The organism is Paraburkholderia sp. SIMBA_054, from assembly GCF_046534875.1.
Lineage (GTDB): Bacteria > Pseudomonadota > Gammaproteobacteria > Burkholderiales > Burkholderiaceae > Paraburkholderia > Paraburkholderia hospita.
This window is the reverse complement of the sequence record NZ_JAWRXV010000029.1, coordinates 20570-42932: the sequence shown is the minus strand read 5'-3', so window position 1 is coordinate 42932 and position 22363 is coordinate 20570. Positions and strand designations below refer to the sequence as shown.

Annotated in this window: 18 protein-coding genes; all 18 read right to left on the bottom strand. The window is 64.6% G+C overall.

Annotated elements, in window-relative coordinates; all coding sequences use genetic code 11:
* Positions 1-28: 28 nt before the first annotated feature.
* The gene (locus SB822_RS30645; protein ID WP_410856279.1) at positions 29-3355 is read right to left on the bottom strand and encodes a DUF4157 domain-containing protein; all 3327 of its coding nucleotides are present in this window, start codon (positions 3353-3355) and stop codon (positions 29-31) included.
* A gap of 39 nt (positions 3356-3394) precedes the next feature.
* On the bottom strand, positions 3395-4174 hold the full coding sequence (locus SB822_RS30640) for a hypothetical protein (RefSeq protein ID WP_410856278.1): 780 nt from the start codon (positions 4172-4174) through the stop codon (positions 3395-3397).
* Between the two features lie 51 nt (positions 4175-4225).
* A complete protein-coding gene (locus tag SB822_RS30635) occupies positions 4226-5659 on the bottom strand; it encodes a hypothetical protein (protein ID WP_410856277.1) in 1434 nt (477 codons plus the stop codon).
* 24 nt (positions 5660-5683) lie between these two features.
* Positions 5684-7906: a phage tail protein gene (locus SB822_RS30630; protein WP_410856276.1), complete on the bottom strand. Its 2223-nt coding sequence runs from the start codon at positions 7904-7906 to the stop codon at positions 5684-5686.
* On the bottom strand, positions 7903-8634 hold the full coding sequence (locus tag SB822_RS30625) for a hypothetical protein (protein WP_410856275.1): 732 nt from the start codon (positions 8632-8634) through the stop codon (positions 7903-7905). The genes SB822_RS30630 and SB822_RS30625 overlap by 4 nt, the downstream gene beginning before the upstream one ends.
* 8 nt (positions 8635-8642) lie before the next feature.
* Complete coding sequence (locus tag SB822_RS30620) at positions 8643-9857, bottom strand: hypothetical protein (protein WP_410856274.1); 1215 nt, start codon at positions 9855-9857, stop codon at positions 8643-8645.
* Entirely contained in the window at positions 9854-15148 is a 5295-nt protein-coding gene (locus SB822_RS30615; RefSeq protein ID WP_410856273.1) for a baseplate J/gp47 family protein, read from the bottom strand. The genes SB822_RS30620 and SB822_RS30615 overlap by 4 nt, the downstream gene beginning before the upstream one ends.
* Complete coding sequence (locus tag SB822_RS30610; RefSeq protein WP_410856272.1) at positions 15145-15555, bottom strand: GPW/gp25 family protein; 411 nt, start codon at positions 15553-15555, stop codon at positions 15145-15147. The genes SB822_RS30615 and SB822_RS30610 overlap by 4 nt, the downstream gene beginning before the upstream one ends.
* A gap of 9 nt (positions 15556-15564) precedes the next feature.
* Positions 15565-15861 carry a PAAR domain-containing protein gene (locus SB822_RS30605; protein ID WP_410856271.1) on the bottom strand — a complete coding sequence of 99 codons (297 nt, stop codon included), beginning with the start codon at positions 15859-15861 and terminating at the stop codon, positions 15565-15567.
* A gap of 7 nt (positions 15862-15868) precedes the next feature.
* Positions 15869-16504 (bottom strand): phage baseplate assembly protein V, encoded by a 636-nt coding sequence (locus SB822_RS30600; RefSeq protein WP_410856270.1) that lies wholly within the window; start codon positions 16502-16504, stop codon positions 15869-15871.
* Positions 16501-17601 (bottom strand): phage late control D family protein, encoded by a 1101-nt coding sequence (locus SB822_RS30595; RefSeq protein WP_410856269.1) that lies wholly within the window; start codon positions 17599-17601, stop codon positions 16501-16503. The genes SB822_RS30600 and SB822_RS30595 overlap by 4 nt, the downstream gene beginning before the upstream one ends.
* Complete coding sequence (locus tag SB822_RS30590) at positions 17588-18265, bottom strand: CIS tube protein (RefSeq protein ID WP_410856268.1); 678 nt, start codon at positions 18263-18265, stop codon at positions 17588-17590. The genes SB822_RS30595 and SB822_RS30590 overlap by 14 nt, the downstream gene beginning before the upstream one ends.
* Before the next feature lie 7 nt (positions 18266-18272).
* Positions 18273-18494 (bottom strand): hypothetical protein, encoded by a 222-nt coding sequence (locus tag SB822_RS30585; protein ID WP_410856267.1) that lies wholly within the window; start codon positions 18492-18494, stop codon positions 18273-18275.
* A 782-nt stretch (positions 18495-19276) separates the two neighbouring features.
* Positions 19277-19699, bottom strand: a complete 423-nt coding sequence (locus SB822_RS30580) for a phage tail protein (protein ID WP_410856266.1) — start codon at positions 19697-19699, stop codon at positions 19277-19279.
* 10 nt (positions 19700-19709) lie between these two features.
* Positions 19710-19895: a DUF6760 family protein gene (locus SB822_RS30575; protein WP_410856348.1), complete on the bottom strand. Its 186-nt coding sequence runs from the start codon at positions 19893-19895 to the stop codon at positions 19710-19712.
* Positions 19892-20281 carry a hypothetical protein gene (locus SB822_RS30570; RefSeq protein WP_410856265.1) on the bottom strand — a complete coding sequence of 130 codons (390 nt, stop codon included), beginning with the start codon at positions 20279-20281 and terminating at the stop codon, positions 19892-19894. The genes SB822_RS30575 and SB822_RS30570 overlap by 4 nt, the downstream gene beginning before the upstream one ends.
* 21 nt (positions 20282-20302) lie before the next feature.
* Entirely contained in the window at positions 20303-20743 is a 441-nt protein-coding gene (locus SB822_RS30565; protein WP_410856264.1) for a phage tail protein, read from the bottom strand.
* A 17-nt stretch (positions 20744-20760) separates the two neighbouring features.
* Entirely contained in the window at positions 20761-22329 is a 1569-nt protein-coding gene (locus tag SB822_RS30560) for a phage tail sheath family protein (RefSeq protein WP_410856263.1), read from the bottom strand.
* Between the last annotated feature and the right edge of the window lie 34 nt (positions 22330-22363).

Here is a 22363-nt window from a genome sequence, read left to right as displayed (position 1 = left end):
GAAAAGGACGATCACCCCGATAGGGCCGTCATGAAGCGCCCGTACCCTGCACGAGCGCCGTGGGCTTGCTCTTGTTGAGTTCGGCGACCGCCTTGTCGATGAGCTCCTGAACGTCTTTCGCTTCGGCGACGAATCGATTGACCTCATCGATGTCGAAGGTTTTTTGGCCGTACTCCAACTGCTTGATTCCATTTGCGAGCATTTGCTTCTTAATCTCGCTCCACACTGTCGACGCGGTCAACTCGACGCCTTTTTCGAGGAGCGACATGAGGCCTTTTTCGGTGGTGATTTGAGCGCCGCTGGATACAGAAGCCGAGTTAATGCTTAGTGCGATTGGTATATCGGTGTACTTGCTGGCTGCATCCTGGATGATTGCCTGTATATGGGAGTTTGCGCAGCCATCACAGGGCGTGCGATTGATGTCCAGGCGAATAGGAACGGGGGCATCCATTGGGGTAAGCAACTTTGGACGCTGCCGGCGGATGCGATCCATAAGATCCGGAAATTCCCGCCGCAGGAATCTTTCCGCGTGCCCCGCCTCATCCCTTTTTTGTGTAATGGTCTTGAACGCCTTGTGATCCCGATCGTAAAAGACGTAAATCGTGGTTCGTCCTGCGAACACGCTCATCTTTCCGGCTATTTGCGCCAGCTGCTTCAGTTCTTTTGGCTTCCCGAGATCCAGTTGAGCCACTTTTTCAGCCAGGCTGGCGCTGACGATGACATCGATCAAGCCCGGTGCCTGAGCGCTCGGTGTAAAGTTGATACCCTTTAGTCCTTGCGGCTGATAGCGGGCGAAGATCGACGCAATCAATGACTTTTCTTCGTCGGCATTCTTGAGCTTCTTGCCAGACAGTTCGACCCTCACTTTCGCCTTTACCTCTGTGCTCGCTTTGTCGTCCGCCTTGCCGTCCTTCTTCCCAAACACTTTCGCAAACAACTTCTTCGCCGTCTTCACGATCCAGTCGATGACGAAATCCAGCGCCTTGTCGATCGGCGCGCGGACCTTGGTGTTGAGCAGATTCATGACCTTGTCAGCGACCTTGCCCAAGCCAATGAAACCAGCAAGGAAGCTGATCGCCAGAGTGAGCAGTCCGGCAAGGGAGCTCTCGACCTTCTTGGCCGCATTGCCAATCGCGCCGCTCGCGATCTCCATGATCGAATCGAGAAACGCCTTCGCAACCTGAATGATTTTGGCCAGCTTATCGATGAAAACCACGATGGTGTCGTAGATGCTGATGATGGCCTGGACGAATGCGCCGCCGGGGATGAGAAGGCTGACGACCTTCATCACCGCTTTCTTGACGATGGTCTCGACGATAAAGTCGGTAATCCCGCCGATCACCATATCTTTCAGGTTTCCGAGCTGCTCTTTGATCTTGTCCCACGCGGCGGCCGGACCTTGAGTAACGAGCGTGACCACTATGTCGAAACCGGTTTCCATTGCCTTGACGGCCGGCTCGCCCACTACCTTGACGAGCTTCTGGCGGATGTTTTGCCAGGTCAGTCCGAGAACACTCAGGACAAATTTCAGGATCTCTTTGAGTTCGAGTTTCTGCGGAATATAGACGCCCGGCAGCGAGCCGGTAAGCCATTCAATGATGCTGGTCTTCAGGTGCTGGCCGATATTGTCGGCGAAATTCTGGAACCCAAGTTTTCCGGCCTTCACGAGGTTGCCCACGAAGGGTATCGGGTTCTTCAGGATGGTCTTGAGGGCGCCGGCGGCCTTTTTCAAGTAGGGGATGGCGCCTGGCGCTACGACCTCGAAAATGATCTGCAAAAGCGTCCAGACGGCGTTGCCGGCCCATGTAATGAATTGAGTCGCAAAGCCGCCGAACACCGAACCCACCTTTGTGAAGGCGCCGGTGATAATGACGAGGTCGGCGATCTCCAGCGACTTCAGGGTGTTGATAAAGAGCGTGGGAATCTGCGCGACGAAGGCCATCAGTTCGCCCAGCGTGGTCTGGAACCAGGTCCAGGCGCGGGGGATCGCGTTGGCCTTCTTCATGTTGTCCCACACATCCTCCTGGCCGATCAGCTTCATGAAGCCACCGATCAGAGTCTCGGCGTTGCGCGGCACGGGCTCGCCGGTGATCGGGTTCTTGCCGAGGACCGCCGTCAAGAGCGGCCAGCCGCGCGTGCCTTCCGCGAGTTTGGCGAGCGGCATCAGGATCGCGTCCTTGATGAATTTCAGGATGCCGACAGCAAGCCCCTTCGCGAACGCGATGATGCGCTCGATCGGGTCGCTGACGATGGCCTTGGCCCGTTGCCACACGCCGCCAAGATCGAGGATGTCGCTCCAGCTGAGCGATCCGATGAAGGCGTCGATGGCCTTGCGGATAGAGGCGCCCACGAGTCCGAGCGTGCGCAACTGTTCGTCGATCCATCCGCCCACCGTGTCGAAAACGCCGTAGTTCTGCAGTGCCTGCGTGATGAGTGCTCCGCCCGGAATAAACTCGATGATCGCGCGCAGGATGTTGGCCGCGCTGCGCTCCACGCGGCTCATGTTGATCGGGTTCACGCCCAGTACGATCGTAAACATCCGAAAACCCGGGATCAGGTTGGCTTTGTCGGCAAAGTAGTCGAGGGCGTCGCCCATGCCGAGCCGCTGCACCTGCGGCTCGGTCGTCTGGACAACGCGCGCTTCGCTGCGGTGGACCGCCGGTTCCTGAGTGGCTGCGCCCTGCTGGATGGTGTGCGTGAGTTCGTGCGCGATGAGCTCGCGGCCATCGGCCGTGTCGGGGTTGAACTGGCCGCGCGCGAAATAGACGTCTCGCCCGACGGTGAAGGCCTGGGCATTGAGCTTCGCGCTCAGCGTGGCGGCGTGGGCATCGGTATGGATGCGGACCGCGCCAAAGTCGGCGCGAAAGCGGGTTTCCATGAAGCCGCGCACCCGTTGCGGCAAGGGCATGCCGGTCGATCCACCCTGGGCCAGTTGCGCTTCGACGCCAGCCGGGGCGTGTCCAGCGTCAACGGCCACGCGTTGTACGCTCGGCAGTGCCGAAGTCTCGATGCGACGATACACTGTGGCCGAAGACGACGGCGCGAGGGGCGCCGCGGCCGCCAGCGTATCCGGCATGCGCGCGATCATCTTACCGGTGGCGGTTGCCTCGAGTTCGGCCGGGTCGCTCGGCGACGAAACGCGCAGCCGCGGCTGGATGGCTGCGGGCGCGGCGGTCTGGATGGCCGGCGCGGCGGCCGTCGAGCGGCTAACAAGCGCCTGGGTGCCGAGATTTCCGACGCGCCGCTGCAGCCGTTGCGCGGTGGTCATCACCGCGCCGCTCGCCACGGCCCGCGCCGGGGCCGGCTTGCGGCGCTCCACGACGGCTCTGCGTGCGACCAGACGTTCGGATGCCATGATTCGGAAAGCGGGCGGGGCGAAACGACGGCGCTCGGCTCAGATGCCAGCGAGCGGGTCGCGGATCAGCGCCGGGCGAACGAAGCGTCGCACGTCGTAGTCGATCGCCACGTCGCTTGCCACGTCGCCTTGGCCCTTGACGTAGCTCAGCCGGGCCAGCAGAACGCATTCGCACTCGCAATCGCAGGCGCATTTTCCGGCGTAGTGTTCGCTATAGCAGGGATCCCTCGGACGGGCCAGGAAGCCTTCACGTTGCCCTTCGCGCTCATCTTCGGCATTCGCGGATGCGTCTTCCGGTTTGGGCTCGTCTTCCGCGTGAGCCTTGCGCTCGCAGCAGCCGCACACGCATTTGGGGCGTTCCGCGAGGAGCTGGATTTCATAGCCTTCGCGGATGCGGGTCGCGGTGCTGGCCGTATCGCCCTCGGTGTCGGAACACAGGACGTCACGCGGGGCGCAACTGCGTTCCTTGTGGCAGATCGAGATCCAGACTTCGGGCGGAATCGGCAGGCCGCACGTGGGATCGATCTCGATGGTCTGCGGCTGGCGCAACTCGATGATGTCGCCTTCGCAATCGAGCGCGAGACCCTGGCCGACGACGATCTTCAACTTGCCGCATTCGACCGTGGAGGTGATCTCGAACCCGCACATCACGCCGCATCCGAAGAGCGTTCGAAAAAAGCGGCGCGACATATCACGGACGTAAGCGACGATTTGCGTCAGATCGTCATCCTGTAGCAGAAGCCCGGCACTGAAACTCGGACGAATCAGGGAGGCCGTTCCGGAAACGGTCGCAGGCAGTTTTGTGATCGGCGCGGACATGATGGAACTCCTCTCGGGATGCATTCAGGACGGATTTGCTAATGACTGGACTCATCGCGCGTGATGGCTGCGCGGCTCGACCCGGAACGTGGTCAGGTTCGTCCCCCCGGGCGATCCGTTGCCGCTCGGCGCGGGGTGTCGGCCGATCGCTTCGCCGTCCACGGCCTGCCCGTGACAGTCGAGGATGGAGTCGCCGCGAATTTCGATCTCGACACGCGTATGCGGATGCCGGAACACGGTAGTGCTGTCCCAAACCTGATCGTCGACCCAGCGCGAATCGAACATCAGCGTGACGGCGCGCGTCGTTCCCTCGGGATCGTCGTCATGCCGCGCATGCAGTTCGAGCTCGGGAATCCGGACCCGGCGAGCATGCAGCATTCCCGCTAGTTCGTCGGGTGAGAAGATCGTGAAGACGATGCACTCCGGGGTGAGGGTGTCGCGGAGCACGGGGCCGCTAAATTCGATGGTGAAATGGGACCGTAAGTGACGCGGACGCTCCTCTTCGCCTTCGTATTCGTGTCGCGGCGGACGAGGGAACTGGTCGCGGAATTCCGTCCAGGGTACGGGCTCGGCGCGCCGGTGCCAGTCGCCCCAGCTCAAGTGCTCAATACAGGTGAGGTCGCAGCCGCGGATGAGCTCGTAGAGCACATCGTTGGTTTTGATCCAGCGACGCGGTTTGCACGCGTCGTCGATGCAGCGGAGTACCGGGCAGCCGCAATGATCGAAGCGGATCGTCACGCAGGCCAGAGCGACCGGATCACCGAGCGCCACCATCAGATCCCCGCAGTGCGCGAGGGCGGGGTATTCGGTCGGGATGGTGAACTCGGTCTGCCACTCGCATAGGCAACTAGGTCGGTCGCGATGTTGCCTCGTGTGATGGCCGTGCGTGTGGTGAGATTCGCCGGTTCGGCAATGACATTCGCGGCAGGGCGGCTCGCCGGGAGGGCAGGGGTCCTCGCCGCAGATCGGCTCGAGACCGAAGATCACAGTTTCGCAGATGTGGTTCCATTCCGACTCTCCACATCCGCAGTCGCCGTTGACGCGTACTTTGTCGATTGGCCGCTCTGCGTAGCGGATCGTCAGAAGACACCTATATTCGGTTTCGCTAGGTTTCTCGCGCGCGGCTTCGGCGGCCTCCCGCAGGCCATTGTCAAGAATCAGGAGATCGCATTCCCGCACTGCGCCGCCATCGACGCGCAGCAACTCGCGGCCAGCCCGGTCGAGCGCGAGGCCCTGACCGCAGGCGAGCTGCGCCGGATCGTCCGGCCTGGTGCCTGGCTGAAGCGAAAGCTCGAAGCCGCAGGCGATGCCCCAGCCCGCAATGGCGCGGCTGAGCAGACGCCGGCGTTCAATCACGTAACGTTGCTCGAGCGCCATATCGCCGGCGGTCATGGCCTTGTGCTTGTAGTACCGGTTGCGCTTTCCACAATGACCCGATTCGTCGACGCAATCGGTCTCTGGGCGGAGAGTCGTGTGCTGGTCCATGGTCGTTTCCCTTCGCACGATGCTTCAATGGAGCCGGAAGCCCGGCAAAATTCCGGACTCGCTCAGCCGGTTGACGTGGCGACCCGCAAGGATCAGTCTGCCGAGGACTGCGTCGCAGCCGAGCTGGCCCGGACCCGGCCCGGTCAAACGGACGGACATGTCGTCCGTGCCTGCGGCCGAGGCGGGCGATACGGGCAGCCAGCGGATCACGATGTGCAGGCCGGCCGGGATCATGGCCTCGATCAAGGTCGGCAGGATTGGCTGGAGCGCCTGTCGCTCCGCCAGCGTGGCGTCGATGTCGATGCGCAGCACGCCCAGGAAGCGGCCCGTCGGATCGGGATCGCCGGGACAGGGCAGACGAGCGGCACCGAGAATGGCGCGCCGGGACAGGGCGGTCGTATCGGCAGGCAGGCCCGTCAGGATCGCGGGCAAGGTGGCGCCCTGGACCTTCGGTCCAACTAGCCTTGCGAGGCGCATGTCGGAATTCGCGTCAAGGACGCGGATTCGGGCTGTCGGCAGCAATGCGCCGAGGAGCGCGATGAGACCGACCCGCGTGCCGCGCGCACCCAGGAGCGTTGCCGTGTTGGTGACGATGCGGCGCTTGATGGCTTCCGGCAATACGTCGTCCCAGGGAAGGTCCATCCATTGGGCGATGAAGTCCAGCCAGGCACCTTGCGCGTAGCGGGGGTGTATGACCCGGCCGAGCGTTGCGATGATCTGGTCGAGGTCCTGCGTCGAGGTCTCGAGGACGCCGAGCAATTTGCGAAGGAAGCCGGTCGGGTCGCCGACAGGCCGCGTTCCGCCGGGGTCGGCGATGGTCTGCTGCTGGCGCGTGGCGTCGCCTCGGAAGATGGCCGGCACGTATTGCTGCAGCGAGACGTTGGGATACAGGACGCGCAATTCCGCAAGCGCCGGCAGGGGGGCGTCAGGCGCGCCGTGCAGTTCGATCAGGAGCCAGATCCAGGGGTCGCCGACGCCGAACAGCGGAAAGCCGTAGTGCTGTGGCGTCGTTGCGTTCTCGGTGGCCGAGGCGGCGTCGGGCGCAATGAGCGGATAGCCGATGCTCGCGTTCGCGTCGACGCCGAGCAGCGCGACAACGGCATCGATGCGCGCGCCGGGCGTCACGGTTGGATCGGCCGTAATGGCGCCCACCTGCGCCACAGCACGCGGATCGGCCGTGTGCAAGGTGGTCACCGTCACGGCGGCGCCGTTCGGGAGCGTGGCGAGCAGGTCCGCACGCAACCATCCGCGCAAAACGTCGGTCGGCGGAGAGTACAGAACCGGTGTCAGATAGCGCCCCGAGGGTGTCTGGCCGCCGTTGGAAGACACCGGTTCGAACACCAGGATGCCGGCAGGCGTTGCCACGGTGATGGACGCGGCTCGCAACGCGATATCGACGAACGCCGCGTTCCTGTCCGGCCCGACCAGGGCGGCGCTGGACACGGACGTGAGCAATGCGCCGAACGCATCGAACAGGGCCCAGGTGCCGGCGGTAACCTTGGCTGTGTTGGCCGTGGCGCTTCCGATCAAGGCGACGCGGTCGCGACCGTCGCTTGCGATGCGTTCCGGCGTAACGCCCGGCAGCGCATCGTCGAGCTTCACCGTGCCGACGAGGTTGGCCTTTTCATCGTCGAGATAGACCAGGGTGCGGGTCGTCGCGATCAGCAACACGAAGTGATGGGCGTTGCCGAGGTAGGCGAGGCCCAGCGCTCCGGCAGCGGCGGCGGGAAGCGCGAGCGGCGCGTCAATGCGCCCGTCGGCGTGCACGTGAACCAGCGCATCGGTGTTCGTCGCGCGGCCAAGCAGCACCCACAAGCCGTCATGTCCATCGTCGGCGGCATCGCGCACCAGGCCGTCTGCGAAAGACACCGTCGGTGCGTCGTCGAACGTCCCGGCGTCAAGACGCGAGATCGTGGCTTGATCCGCCGCGATGGCCCACAACCAGCGGCGGCCGGCGATCACGCGGGTGGCCTCGCGCACCGCTTGCGGCGCCTCGATGCGACACTGTCGATCCTCGCAATCGTCGATCCATTCGATCCAGCCGTCGCCGGTCAGCCAGGTGAGGGTGATGCCGCGAAACCAGAGCAGGCAGACGCCGTGTGGATCGGAAATCTCGCGCGTCACCGGACCGTAGTGCGGTGAAGGCTGCAAGCGGCCATCGACATTTTCAAGGCGGTCGAGGACGCCCTTTGCCCACTGTGCGGACTGGGCGAAGCGGTAGGTTCGGAGGTCGCGAATGGTGTTCATGACGGGTACTCCGTCGCCGAGCGCACCACGGTGATTTCACATTGATCGATGAGAAGCTGTGGCAGCCAGCGGGCCGGCAGCGGCGACGGCTGCGCCCAGGGCGAGCGGTTTGCTCCGTAGAGCGTGCACGAACGAACGCGTGCCACGCCGGGCAGCGCGCGCAGCCGGGCCTGGATGTCGCGCGTATCGACAGCCTTGCTTAAGGGCCACACGGGGGCGCCCGCAGCATTCGTCACGATCCGGAAACGCCCCGCTAGAAGGGCAGTCGCCGTGTTCGCAAGCGTTGCCGGGTCGTAGTCGCGCCGTGCCTCGATCGTGGCGACGACGGAGAGGGGCGTGTAGACGGGCGCGATCACACGCAGACGTTCCCCGAGCAGGATGCGTGGCAGCAGTTGTCGGCGGATTTCCGCCAGCCAGGCGGGGCTCTCGGGTACTACGCCGGCGGATTCCGCGGCACCCTGGCGATCGCGCAGGACCACCAGTGTGCGGACTACTTGCAGGTCAGCCGGAGCGGTCGGGTTGGCGCTCGGTGCCAGCACTTCGGCGCGAACCACGTCGAGGTCAGCCAGTGCCAAGGCGGCGTCGATGGCGTCGGCGGACGTGACCACGGCGTGGGCCTCGCGGCAGCGTTGGCGCGCGAGGCGCTGCAGATCGCCCGAATTGACGGCATCCACGCCGCCTGCCGTGGGATCCAGATTCTTGCCGTAAGTCCCGGCGATGCCAAGCACACTCCACGCTAGGCCCGGGGGCGCGTTGCCGGTTGCGCCCGCCGAGGCCGATAGCTGATGGTCAGCGGAAGCCCCGGGGGCGGTAGCCGCCCGTTGATGCCGTTGCCGAAGCGCAAGCTGCTGTTCGTGGCGTCGAAGGCAAACACCCTGTCGTTCGGACCGCTCTCCGAAAGATCGTCCGCGAGACTCCAGAGTTCATCCCCTTGCGGCGTAGTGAAGGTCACTGTCGGCGCCGGCGCCTGGGTCGAGAACATGAGTCCCGGCGCGTTCAGGGACAGGGTCAGGTCGGGCGCGCCGCTGAGGCCGGAGGGAAAGGACAGCGTCTTGTCTTCGATCTGCTCGATGGGCAACACGTTGGGCTGGATGGCCGAGATGCGCGGCGCGCCGGGAAAGCCGCCGTCGCGACACTCGAACATGATCGTAAAGCTGGCGGCGAGCGTTTTTGGCACGGCGCCGGTATCGAGGAGGATGGCGCCGGAACGCTGGAATCCGTCGGTGCTGTCGTCAACCACCGTCAACGGATAGCGCACCACGCCGTCGACGAGCCAGGCATCGAAGCGCCGCCATGCCACTGCGCTCGGCGGGCCATCGACCAGCGGGCCGGTGCCCGCGGCACCGTCCACACCACCAGGCACGCGCACCCCGAATGCAAGGCAGGCGTCGGACGCCGCGTTGGCATTGGGCGCGTGCAGCGTGCCGTTGAAACCGAGAATCAGGCGATCTCCGGATGAAGCACGTGCGCCGAACGGCAGAAAGCTCGCGCCAGACCTGCCATTGATGGCGGTGTATTCGGTCATTGTTCCGTCCTGCATTTGCGTCGTGACCGATACCAGGCGCGCCGCCGTGCATTCGATGCTGCGCGTCAGCCGGAATGCCGGCAGGGGTTGCCCGGCGGTGACCGCGGCATGCGCGCTCAAGATCGTCCCGGCGCCCCACGGTGCGGCGCCGGGCGGGCTGGACCACACCAGACCCGTTGCCCCGGCGGGGCCGCGAGGCGCGAGACCGAGCAGGGCGGCGTATGCCTCGCGCTCGTCGTGCCGCATGCGCGCCAGCGAGTAGATCTGCGCGTCGGCGGTCCACGCGAGCAGCTCGATGAGCATGATGCCCGGATCGTGCAGATTGTGATCGGTCCACGTCGGTGCGAGCCTCGGCAGCAGCGCGCGCCCCAGCGCGACCAACTGATCGAAGTCGGTCTTGACGAGATCCGGCAGCAGTTGGTTCACGTTTGCACCGTCATCGGCTCGAGTTGAATGTCGACGCCGCCGGCCTCGAGCAGCGGCAGCCCGTCGGCGGGAACGTTCAATGCGTTGACGGCGTCTTCGCGACCCGTGAGGGTGAACGTCACCGCGATCACTTCATCGAAAGGAATCGGCGGCTGGGCCGCGACCAGACACGCGCCCACGTCGTCTTCGCTGGGCCCGACGCCGATCGGCCAGCCGTTCTGATCGAAGCCGCCCGTGGCGGGATCGAATAGATCCTTGACTGCCGCTTGTACCCGGTCCGCAACGGTACCGGCGATGTCGAGCGTGGCCACGCGCAACAGGATGCTCACCCGAAAGCGCACCAGCGTGGGGCCGCTGACCTGCACGGCAGCGCGACGCGCGAACGCTGGACTCGCACGTTTGAGAAGGTAGTCGGTCACGGCCCGGCGCAAGGCGTTGCCTGGCAGAGGCGGGTCGGCGCGCGTCGCGATGATCACCCGCGCGCCTAGCGGACCGGAGAGGGCCAGTGCCTGTGCCACGTCGGCCGAGGCGTAACGCGCGAGGTCCTGCAGGTCGCGCAGCGTGACAGCGCGATCGCGATGCCGCAGCCGGGCCGGTGCGAACTGGCGTACGCGATCGGCCGACTCGGGATCGCTGCCGCCTTCGGCCTGATCGGCCGCAATGGCGCTCTCCACACCGTCGATCGGCGTGACAAGGTTCAGCATCGCGAAGGGCGCGATGGCGTTGGCGGCGGCGCCGCTGACGCGTCGGTAGCTGAAGGCCACCACCGCGTCCGTCCCGACCGGAGGAACCATGCCGTGCTGGCCGTCGCCGAAACGGATCTCGCCCGAAATGGGGTCGAGGACATAGACCCGCGCCTCGGCATCCTCGTCTCCCGGATCGACCACTTCGTTCCAGCGCACCCAGTTCCCAGGCATGTCCGGAAGGTCGCTGCGTACCGGGTTCTTTACCGGGTCGAGCGCCGCGAGCTCTTCGTCGCCGAGCGGCTCCAGCACGCACAGATCCAGGGTTCCTGCCAGGACGGGGGGGCGCGACAGGAACAGACTCTGGTTGGGTGAGCCGTCGGATGAACCCACGATCTCGAGCTCCTGGGTTTCCGCAGCCGTGGCCCAGGTGCCATTGACGAACACATGACGCAGCGACGGCGTCCACCCCGAGGAGGCGCCTTTCGGCTGCAGGCGGATCCAGTAGCCCGCGGTTCCGAACAGTTCGGCGCTGGTCGGCGGCGTGTCGAGGACCAGCGTGACGACGCCGCTTTCGCCGAGCGCGCGCGTTTCGTCGCTGATCACGATGGGCTCGAAGCGGTTCTCGCGCAGGACTTCTGCCGTCAATGGCGCAAAGGTGTCGAAATCGAATTCTTGGGATACGAGAAAGAGGAGTCGCACCGCGGCACCTTGCGGCGGCTTGGCAAAGCCCAGATAGAGCGCACGTCCGGGCGCGGCGGTGCCTTGTGCAGCCGACGTTCCGGTGCCCGTCGCCGCGGCGGACGCTTGCGCCTGCGCCGGCGCTCCGCCGCAACGGCAATCACCGCCGGAGCCGCAACCGGGGTCGCAGCAGGAATCGCCTTCTGAAGCGCCGGCGCCGGCGCCGGCCGCAGCGGCCGTCGCAGACTGCGGTGGACCGGAAAGGTGCTGCAGGTTTACGGCAATAGGCATGAAGGCGTCGATGCGCGCGCCCGTCGCTAGGTTGGCGTCGCTTTCGTCACCCCAGGACAAGCTGTCGAACGTCAGGACCGTTCGCGGTGCGATCGGATCGTTGAGCTGATAGGCGACGCTCAGCGAGAGCACGATGGGGGGCCGCACGTCGTCGGTGTTGATGGTTACTTCCTGGCGTTCGGAGATCGCTGGCGGAGGTGGCTTTGGGCTGATTGGTGTGGTGATAATGTTGTAGGTCTCGCGGCCATAATCGCCGCCCGCTAGGCGGGCACGTATCCAGTGGCTTTGCACCCCGAGGACCTGGGTCGGCATCAGATCGTCGGGGACGGTGAAGCCGATGGTGTCGGCGAGCTTGAGGTTGGCGGTACGGTCGTCGACATCCGACAATCCCCACCAGCCGGTGCCGTTCCAGTATTCCCATGACAGGTCGGGATTGGTGGAGACGTCGCCGGTGTAAGTGGCCCAAGGGTCGCCACCGGACTGGATTGCCATTTCGAGTCGGTCCGCCGCAGTGGGTTGGGGATGGACCTGCCATGCGGCTTCGAGCACGGCGAGTGATTCGCCCGCCATGGAGACGATTTCCGCCACGCGCTGGGAGGCGGGCTGAGTGTGGCCGTCGAGAAAATGGATGCGCGTGCCGACTCCGATTGTCAATGACGCGCTCGGCGGCTGCACGGCCGCCAGGCCCTTTAGCGAGAACACCGGGCGCGTCGCCACGTCGATGATCCGGCTGTCGGGGCAACCGGCGGCGTCATAGACGAAGCAGTTGAAGGTTGCACCGGGCGCCAGTTCGGGCACGTTCGCGTTGAGCGTGACCCGGCGCTTGTTCGAAGCGCCACGGGCGGCGCCGGCCTTGCTGACTTCAAACGCGGCCCAATGTTGCACAAGGTCTACATCGATGTAGGAAAGAAGCAGTCGCGCTCCCTTGGCGAGCACGGTGGGCGGATCGACGAGGAGGAGCTCATTTGGTTTTGAAGTGGGCTCCGCCTGGTATGCTGCCAGGGCCGCCGGATTGGGGAGGATACGCGCCGGACCGCTTTTCAATGCGATTCCCGGCCGATACAGCCACGTACCGGATGCGAGCGCCGCAGCAATGCCGAGTGCCTCTGCGCTCGTGTCGTTGAGCGCCAGCACGTCCTTCGGATCGAACTGGTGGCGCGAGAGCAAACCATCTGTCAGCAACCTCGCATGCGGCGAGAACAACGCGTGGTCGAACACAGACAGCGAATTGACCAGCAGGTCGCGCCGCGTGCCCGGAACCACAATGCGATTGCCGAAGAATGCCGGCACCTGTCCGAACGTGCCGACCTCGCCCGGCGGATCGCTGCGACGCAGGACATTGTTCGACCCGGAGTCGAAGGGCGTCCACCATGCCAGACACCTACTGGCCTCGTCGCCTTCTTGCAGCGTGAAGACCACGTGCAATGCGGCGAGGGGATCGCCCGTGGCCGCGACGCGGCCGGATAGCAGCCGGGCCGTGATGTGCGAGCCGACTACCCGGCCTTCGAAGTTCACTGGACCCAGGACTTCGGGTTCGCTCATCCGGGACCGTCCGCCGTCGCCGAAGCGGGCGAAGCGCAAGCCGGACAGCGCGTCGGGCATCTCGGATTGCGCGTCTTCGGAGCTTGCACCGACGATCACCAGCGCGTTGCCGTCGATCAGAGCGAGCGGAGCGATGCTGCGCGTCCATTGCACCCATTTATCTCTCGTCGTCACCGTCACCGCCCATTCACCATTGCGATCGCGCTCGAGCAGAACCAGCCGTCCGCGCGTGTCGAGAGCGAGGGTCTCGTCGGCGTGCGCCGGTTCCTGGTCCAACCAATTCAGGTCGCGGATCGGCACCAGTTGCAGCCAGTGCAGTTCGCGCTCGCCCAGCGGGCGCCACGGCCCGGGCACGGCGACGCTGCGCGCCAGCAGTCGGCCGTCGTGCGTGCGAATGACGAGGGTGGAATCGTCGGGCATGCTGCCGAGAAGGACAAGTTGCGCGATGCTGGACGCCGTGCCAGTGTCGGCCGGCATGCCAAGATCCTGCCAGGTGCCGGGAGGCGCAGTCACTGCTGTCGATTCCGTCCATTGCCAGACGCGATGAGTCTCGGCCACGAAGACGCTGACCGACCCGGCGTGTTGCTGCAATACCGGGCCAATCGCTGGTTGGGCCGCCGCGAACGGCGCCCCGCCGGCTGCGGCGGTTTCGGGCTTGGGCCGCACCGGGCCCAGATAGGTCAAGCCCGGTGATGCGTTCGGATTGAGCCGGTAGCGATGCAGTGCGCCGTCCTGCCCGACACCATAGAGCAGGGCGTCGGCGCCGGCGCTTGCGGTCAGTGCCAGCGGTCCAAGGGTGGGTCCGTACATGTTGAATTTGATTTTCGCGATCGCACCCGGTTTGGAGAAGGCCTCGTTACAGCCGAGATAGAAAGCGTCGAACTGCCGCGGAATCCTGCCGAATGGATAGAAAGGCTGATTCATCACCAAGGGCGTCGTGTTGGCCACCCCGACGACCTGCGGGCTGTCGGCCGTCGCCGACGCGGGTGCCTGCGCCGATGCGTTGATTTTCAGACCGAGGTTGAACAGCGCGATCGCATCGGCGGGCGCGTTGCCGGCACTCGGCACGAGTCGCGCGCGCAACCAGCGGCTGCTCACACCGTTGAGTTCCAGCATTTCGACGCTCGCGTGAGTGGTCTTCTGCAGCACCAGATCTTCACCCTCGAGGCCAAGTAACTTCAGTGGCAGCCAGCCCGGATCATTCGGATCCAGCTTGCCCCAATAGCTCCACTCCATGGTTGCCAGGGAGGCCGCGCCGCGCACGCTGATCGTGCCCTCGGAGGCCATGTTGAGCAGGTTCTCGTCACCCAGGTAGACCGCGTGTTCCTGCAGGCCGCGCGTGGCGCCGTCGAAGGGCGCAAAATCGGTGACAGTCTCGAAGACCGCGCCGGTGGCCACTAGGGGTGTCCCGGCAGCAGCGTTTTCCAGCGAACCGTTGGGTGTGCCTAGCGGTGGCTCGATCGGCACCATATCGCCGACCGCGCTTCCGGCCACTTGGTATTCGAGATCGCCGAGCCGCAGCACGGTCCCGACGTCCAGCCCCAATGCGGGTGAGAGTTGCAGTTTGCCGCTCCCGCCCTGGGCGGGGGACTTCAGGGTCCAAGCCGTGGGTGCGAGCGCAGGCCCATCCAGGCTCAATACCGGGGCCGGCGGAAGATATATCTGGTCGGTCGCCGGATCGACGGCGACCATGCTGGCGATCGAGGACGGAACGATGTCGAGGTCGGTTTCGGTTTCGAGGATCACGGGAACATCGTCCGTGGAGGCCTGCAGGCGTACCGGCGCGGGTGCGAAGACCGTGGCCACCGCGCCATCGGCTACCTTGAACGCCACCGGCACGCGCGCAGCCTGGCCGGCACGCGGAGCAATCGCCAGCCAGTCGAGAAAGCCCAGCGCCGCCTTTGTCGATACGCGGTCGAGGCGCTGCGTGACCTCCGAATCGAAACGCGCGGCAATGCGCAGGAGCGCGTCGCCGAAGTCGGACGCGATGCGGTTCGGCTGCCATTCCGGAAGCCAGGCGCCCGCCCGCGTCCGGAGTTCCTGATACCAGGCCTCAGTCCGGCGCGCATCAATGGGAGGATCAGGGCGTGTCACGGTCGTCCGCCTTCGCCGAAATAGAACGGAAACACCAGGTTGCCAACCTGGTTTGTACTGCGAACCAGATATTTCACCGTGACCTCAAGGCGACCCTCGGAGGCGAACAGCGGATCGACATCGACGCCGGTGAGTGAAATGCGCGGCTCGTAGCGCATCAGCGCCTCGGTGACGAGGTTGACGACGCGGGTGAGCGTGGACGCGTCGATGACCTCGAAAACCATGTCGTAGATGCCGCAGCCGAAGTCCGGCCGCATCAGGCGTTCGCCCGGCGCCGTCCCGAGGATGATGAAGACAGCCTGGCGTACGTCGTCCTCGAATTCGGCGAACTCGACCGCGCCGGTGAGCGGATCCAGAGACGGTGGATAGGCCCAGCCGCGCCCGAGGAATTCCTTTTTTTCATCCATGATTGCCGCCTATCCGATAAGGACCGTGGCAAGGCCTGTGGCGATGGCGTTCGGAGCTCCGGCCTCGACCACCAGATCGCCCTGACGCGCCGCCGGTGCGCCGCCAATGAACACCGTCGCGCTTCCCACCGCGACAGGGCCGCCGACGTGCGGTTTCAGAACGTCGGACAAGGGGCAGATGTGCACATCCACACCGACGCGCCATGCCGGCTGCCCGCCGATAAGAACCGTGGGGCAGCCCAGTCCGGGGCCGAGTGGCGTCCCGTGACTCGTCAAGTCCCCCATGCGCGCGGCGGCTTGTCCCATGGCTGGCTCAATTGAGTTTGATGGGCGTGCCCTGAATCGTCACGGTGCCGCCCGTCAGGGAGATGTCGCCGCCGGACTCCACCGAGATCTTCGGCGACTTCAAAGTGAGGCTGGTCGTCGACTGCACCGTGATCCCACCGCCCTTGCTGTCAATGCTGATACTGTTGCCGCTGCCGTCGGTGATCTCGATCTTGTTGTCGTCGATGTGCAGCTTCTTGCCGTCCTTGAGCTTCAATTCGATGCGGCCAGGCGAGCCGTCGTCAAAGAGCAGCATGTGGCCCTCCCGCGTCTTCAGGAGCCGGATGTTGTTCTTTCCGTCGGCATTCTTTTCCGGCGGTTGCTCCTTTCCATTCCACAAGCCGCCCAGCACGTAGGGAAACCGCAGATCCTCACGCTCGAAGATGACCAGCACCTCGTCGCCCACCTCGGGCAAAAGGACCAGGCCGCGGCCTCTTCCGGCCATGGGTGTTGCGAGGCGTGCCCAATAGCTTTCGGCTGACTGGCTGTGCCAGGGATAGCGCACTTTGACGCGTCCCAGACCGTCGGGGTCCTTGTTTTGCGTGACGAGCGCAAGCGCTGCGCCCTTGACGTAGCCGCCCGCCTCGTGGTCGGTCTCCGCGTGTGCAACCGCATGCATGCTCATAACGTCGTCTCCTTGACTTTGAAGCGGGTGCGATAGCCGCCGGTATCGAATTTGTGCGTGGCCTCGTGCACGTAATAGACTTTGGAGAAATGCGGGCCGAGGTTTTCCAGCGTGACGCTTTCATCCGGCCGAAGCTCCGGGATGCCAATGCATTCGCCGTCGCCTGTCAGGAACTGCTTGGCGCGCTCGTTGAGCGCTGCCCGTGCGCGGCTGTCGGCTTCCGCCTGTGAGAACACCGGCTGACGCAGGCGCAGGACCGGCGACTGGTAGCCCGGCCGCTTGAGCAGATCGCCCGCGCTGGATGCGCGAGGCTCGCGGCCCGATTCGTCGCCGGCCGTCGCCACGCCCTTGAAGGTCTGCTTGTTCTTCGAGTCCCAGCCATACACCTCCACCGAACTGACCTGACCCGCCAGATTGGCCTCCGGCTTGAAGCTCAGCAAACCTTCGCCCCAGCGCATGCGTACCAAGCCCGAACCCTTGTCCTTAGGTTTGCCGAAGCGCAGCGTGTCTTCGCGCACATAGAATTCGAAGTGGTTGCGATCTGCAAGCTTCTTGATGAACTCCAGGTCAGTCTCCTGGTTCTGCTCGATCTGCGCGTGTTTTTCCTTGGTGGTCTGAAGGTCGATCTGCAGATTGTGAAAGCGTGCGATCTCGGACACCGCGTCGCTGTCGCTCGCCTTGGTCCAGGTGCGGGAATTCTTTCCCACCGTCAGCGGAAAGGCGCGGTCGTAACCCGCCACGACCAGTTCGGGATATCCGCTCTCTGGAAAGCTCGTGCTGATCTCGGTGATAGTGCCGGTCACCACCGTCGGCAGTCGCGCGTTGTCGCCGTAGCCCATGCGGATGGTGACCGGAGCGCCGAACTTCAGGATGTCGAACACGTTGCGACCGCGGCCCGAGACGAAATCGTGGTCTTCGATGCTGTAGGCATTAACGACCGTGAACGTAAAACGGGCCGCAGCCTGCAGCACCAGGTCCACTTCGACCTGGCTGACGGCAATCAGCTCGTCGCGCAAAAGATCTTGCCGCGCCACGGCGACTGTGCACGCCGGAACGTAGAGCCCGCCGTTCTGGCTGGAGAACTCAGAGAGGTCCACTGTCGATCTCCAGGGGCGGGAGAATGAGCCATTGGGCCGGCCGGACCTCGCGCGGGTCGTCGAGGTCGTTCTGGGTGGCGATGAAGCGCCATTGCGCCGGGTCGCCATACTCGCGCGCCGCCATCGCCCACAGGCTGTCCTGACCGACGATCACACGCCGCTTGCTCTTGTCAGACGATTCCCGACGCGGCGACTGCAGCTGCTGCTCGATGGTCCGGTACTCCTTGAAGCTCACCGAGAGCCGCACGCGTGCCGGGGTGCCGTCGGGCTGAAACAGGCTAACCTTGCGGCCCATCTTGTCGACGATGCCGGTGAACTCCAGCGGTCCCCAAGAGAACCGCACGGGCGGCGGCGCGTGAAGCGAGCGGTCGATGTTGAGCAGCCCGCTCAGGTCTTTGACCCGGTCTTCCACGGACTTCGGCGCAGCTCCGGAGGGGCCGCCCGGCGTGTCGGTGTAGTCGTCGAGGAAGAGCTCCATGCTGAGTGTGTCCGCCTCGCCATTGACGAACTGGATTAGCGGACTGATGAGTCCCGGGATCGGCGTGCTCTTGAACGCATTGGTGCGGTCGAAGCTATACTCGGTCGGGTTGAACAGGACCTCATAGACTTGGCCCTTGTTCGCACCATCGAGCACGGTGATCTTGGCTTTTTCGAGTTTGGCCATGGCAACCTCACACGCCCCGACGTTCGCGTTCGATGCGCATACGCTTTTCGATGCGGCGCATGACATCCTCGGTCACGCGGTCCATCAGTGAGCCGCTCAGGAGCTCCAGTGCGACCGCGCGGCGCTGTCCGTCCGTCAGTTCGATTTGCCGGGACTGCGCTGGCCGCTGCTCCCACCGGTGTTCGGGGCGCTCCGCGGGAGGACGGGGGGCGCGCTCGGCACGCAGCATCGTAGACGCGTGGCGCAGGCGAATTTCGGGCGCTTCGCTCCATCGTGGCTCCGCGCGACGCTTCGCTCGCGCTGGATTTGGGTTTGGGTTTGGGTTTGGGGCGGTCAGGTCTGTGGCGACGTGGCGTCGATGATGGATCGCAACGGCTTCACCTTCCGTTTGCGTTGCCGGTGCGATCGTTCGCACCGCCAGTGTTCTTGCCGGTCGCGCGATCCGCGTCGCGGGCCAGGGCTGGGAGTGAGCGCTCGTGCGCGACATCAAGGGCTGGGCGGGGACCGCCAACGCCGGTGCCCGGCGCTCCGCCGCAGAAAAAACGACGTGCATGCTCCGTTGCTGCAGCGGCGCGGATCCTGCCGTGTGCGGCGGCGCTTCATTCTTTGCGGTCGCGATCCCGGGTCGCGTGCGAGCGAGGCGGATCGATGACGCAGGCGAGCCTCGCAGCACCGGCGCTGCGACCATAACGCAGACGGCGGTGGAGTCGGATGCCTGCGGACCCAGGGTAGGTACGACGCGCTCGCACACGCGATGCAAGCGCAGCACCATCATGGAAAGCGTACGGTGATCGCGTTCCAACAAGCGCTGGTGCTGGATTACCGCCGTGCGAGGCGCGTCCAGACGACGGGCGCGGCGCACCCGGTCAAGGCGCCAGCGTAGCGTCGCTCGCACGATGCCATGTGTGTAGCGCACGGGTACTGCGGCCTTGGCCTCGCGCGAGCGCACGCGCCAGGGTCGGTGCAGCCGTTCTCCCGCCGTGCGCAGCCTGGGAGCGAGGGGAGCGACTCTCATGCCTTCCTCACGCCGTGGTGCGCGAATTCAACGCTTTCGACGGTCACCTGCGAGCCGGACGCGTCGAAATCCGAAATGCTCCATTTCACCGGGAAGGCGCCGTCCACGTACCAGCGCCAGACATCGCTGCCGGTCTCGTCACGCAGGGCGATCGTGATCTTGTGCCGTTTCACCGTTCCACCGACAACGTCGTCGTGCCAGGTCCACAGCGAGTCGGCGAGCAGGCCGCGTTCGAGCACCAGGTTGCCGAAAGTGGTGAGGCTGGCCAGCTTGTGCTCGAAGTCGTTCACGCCACCCTCCCGATAGGTTTCGAAGCGGGTTTCGCGCGCAATGCCCTTGACGCGCGAAAAGCCGCCCACGGTGATGCCTTCCACCTCGATCTGGAATCGAAAGCCTTGGTAGGGGTCGCGTCGGTCCATGGCGGTTTCGTCAATTCAGGGCGTCCAGAGCGCTTTCGTGCACGCTGTCCATACGGCGGTTGATCTCCGACAACTCCTTGCACCAGCGTCTGCGCTCGCTATGTTCGAGATGCATGAGTTCGTCCCGTCCCCAATGAAAATAGAATGCGATGAAGGCCATTTCCTCGAAGAGACGGGCGCGAGGATAGACCTTCAGACTTCCCCCACGGCGCCCACCCTTTCGCCGGCCAGACGCGGTAGAAGGCTGGCAAGCGAAGTGCCCTCCTCGCTGTCCTCGACGGCGTTGAGCTGTTCGTAGAGGCGCTGCAGATAATCGAAGTCGCCGGCGTACAGGCCCTCAATAACCTTGACGTCAACGTCGGTCAGCGAGCCCAGCTTGACGATCACGCGCGACAGCACGATCACGGCCAGATAGGCCGGGTTCTGCTGCACGCGCGGATCGCGCAAGGGCAGGATCTCGTCGGCTGCCGTGGCAAGCCGCATCGTGCCGCGCCGGTGCAGAACCCCGGCGGTGTCCAGATAGCCCTTGGGAAGCGTGAACTCTGTTTCCGTGGCGAAGCGCGTGCTGGTGGTCGGATTCATGTCGGTGTCCTCGCAGGGGCGTCACGCCTTCTGGCGCTCGATGCCTTCGTTGGCGAGCTCAAGCGTCTCGATCATGACGTCGTTGCCCTTGCCGTTGAGCGCGCCGGGGGTGTACTTGATCGGCCAGGCATTGCTTACGACGAAGCGTGCCTTGTCGGCACCGCCTTCGTCGATGACCACGACGACGACTGTCTTGCGATTGGCGATGCTGCCCTTCTCCACTGTGTCGGCGTGCCACTGGTAGAGGTCCATGGAATCGGTCATGCCCCACTTGAGCGTAACGTTGGCGAACTTGGTCAACCCCGAGAGCTTGCGCAGATGGGGCGGGTCTCTGCCTTCCCGGTAGTCGATCGCATCGGTCGTCGTATCGGCGACGGTCACCTCGCTGAAGCCGGCCTCCGTGATGCCGGCTATCTCGAGGCGAAATCGAAAATTGCGTAGTGGATCCGTGCGTGTTGCCATTTCGATGTCCCCTCAGGTCAGGTTTGGACTTCCTGCGTCATCTGGTAAATGCGGAAGATCACGAACTCGGCCGGCCGGACAGGAGCCACGCCGATCTCGCAGATTAGCCGACCGTTCAGGATGTCGTCCTGGGTCATGGTCGTGCGATCGCAGGCGATGCGAAACGCCTCAGCCTCGGTCAGACCCATCAGGGCGCCGGCGCGCCATTGCGTGCGAAGAAAGAGTCGGATTGTGTCCTTGACGCGCGCCCAGAGCTTCTCGTCATTGGGCTCGAACACCACCCACTGGGTGCCGTCGTAGATCGAATGCTCGAGAAAGATCAGCAGCCGACGCACCGAAATGTATTTCCACAGCGCATTGGACGACATCGTTCGCGCACCCCAGAGCAGGATGCCGCGGCCGGGAAACTGTCGTGTCGCATTGACACCGCGTGGGTTCAGCGTCTCCTGCGTGGCCTGGTCGACGTTGTACTCGAGATCGAGCGCGCCGCGCACCGGCTCGTTGGCGGGCGCCTTGAAGACGCCGCGATTGTCGTCGCTGCGGGCGTAGATGCCGAGCACAGCGCCGCCGGGCGGCATCTTGACCGGCGCACCGGTCTTGGGATCGGATACGGTAATCCACGGGTAGTAGAACGCGGCGTAGGTGGTGTCCTGCAGCGTGGTGCGCGGATCAAGCTGGGTGGCGTCTCCCTGGCCAGAATCGCAGTCGATGACGGCGAAGCGGAAGCGCTCGCCCTCGCAGTGGCTGATGACTTCCTTGGCAATGTCGGGGGGGACATTTGGCGCGTAGACGAGGGCCGTGTCGCGGTACTGGTCCAGACGCAGCGCTGCCAGACCCATGCGTCGCGTCGGGTCGAGATCGTCGCCGCGATACTGGACCACCGTCGGTGGATTGCCGGCGGCGCCGCCCTGGTCGAGTTCGCTCGCTCCCGTTTGTATCGGCTGGCCGTTTCCCAGGCTGGAAAACAGGATCAGTCCAGAGTTGTTCGTGACGCGTTTCGAAAAGTAGTTGGGCGAGCCTGCGTCGTCGAGCACCACGTCGTCGAAGTCCTCCGTCTGCATTGGCGGGACGGCGAGCTTCTGGCCGATGACGAAGGGATCGGGTAGGGGATTCGGTGGTGTGGGATCGGCGGCCCAGTAGGCGATCTGCAGTCGGATGCCGATCGGTGCGCCGGGTTGCGCCAGCTGCCCGCCCTGCGCCGGCTGGCCCGCCTTTTTGGTGGTCGAATCGCTGATCTTGACGAACAAGCGCTTGCCCCAGTCACCGGGCCCGATCGCCTCCACGTGATAGCCACCGAAATCATGAAAGGCAGGGGTGGCACCAACGTTGGGGATGCGTGCCAGGTAGCAGCGCGTGCCACCATTCTCGAAAAACGCGTTCACGGCGTGCGGCATGAACTGATCTGGATCGAACACGCTGCCGAATCGCCTCAGATAATCGTTGTAGCTGGTCAACAACGCGGGCATGAGCGTTCCACGTTCGGTCTGACCGAGAAAGGCCGCAGTGTTGGTCGACACGCCTTCGATTGGCACGGGACCGCGTTCAATCTCCTCGACGTATACGCCCGGGGCAAGATATTGGGGCATGGGGCCTCCTCGGTAGAAAGTGCGGCGATCAATC

What these genes read in the sequence shown, in the direction of transcription:
- SB822_RS30640 (WP_410856278.1), bottom strand. Translation starts at nt 4,174, where the DNA reads ATGTCCGCGCCGATCACAAAACTGCCTGCGACCGTTTCCGGAACGGCC.
- SB822_RS30560 (WP_410856263.1), bottom strand. Translation starts at nt 22,329, where the DNA reads ATGCCCCAATATCTTGCCCCGGGCGTATACGTCGAGGAGATTGAACGC.
- SB822_RS30630 (WP_410856276.1), bottom strand. Translation starts at nt 7,906, where the DNA reads ATGAACACCATTCGCGACCTCCGAACCTACCGCTTCGCCCAGTCCGCA.
- SB822_RS30585 (WP_410856267.1), bottom strand. Translation starts at nt 18,494, where the DNA reads ATGCTGCGTGCCGAGCGCGCCCCCCGTCCTCCCGCGGAGCGCCCCGAA.
- SB822_RS30635 (WP_410856277.1), bottom strand. Translation starts at nt 5,659, where the DNA reads ATGGACCAGCACACGACTCTCCGCCCAGAGACCGATTGCGTCGACGAA.
- SB822_RS30645 (WP_410856279.1), bottom strand. Translation starts at nt 3,355, where the DNA reads ATGGCATCCGAACGTCTGGTCGCACGCAGAGCCGTCGTGGAGCGCCGC.
- SB822_RS30605 (WP_410856271.1), bottom strand. Translation starts at nt 15,861, where the DNA reads ATGGGACAAGCCGCCGCGCGCATGGGGGACTTGACGAGTCACGGGACG.
- SB822_RS30580 (WP_410856266.1), bottom strand. Translation starts at nt 19,699, where the DNA reads ATGGACCGACGCGACCCCTACCAAGGCTTTCGATTCCAGATCGAGGTG.
- SB822_RS30570 (WP_410856265.1), bottom strand. Translation starts at nt 20,281, where the DNA reads ATGAATCCGACCACCAGCACGCGCTTCGCCACGGAAACAGAGTTCACG.
- SB822_RS30565 (WP_410856264.1), bottom strand. Translation starts at nt 20,743, where the DNA reads ATGGCAACACGCACGGATCCACTACGCAATTTTCGATTTCGCCTCGAG.
- SB822_RS30590 (WP_410856268.1), bottom strand. Translation starts at nt 18,265, where the DNA reads ATGGCCAAACTCGAAAAAGCCAAGATCACCGTGCTCGATGGTGCGAAC.
- SB822_RS30600 (WP_410856270.1), bottom strand. Translation starts at nt 16,504, where the DNA reads ATGAGCATGCATGCGGTTGCACACGCGGAGACCGACCACGAGGCGGGC.
- SB822_RS30610 (WP_410856272.1), bottom strand. Translation starts at nt 15,555, where the DNA reads ATGGATGAAAAAAAGGAATTCCTCGGGCGCGGCTGGGCCTATCCACCG.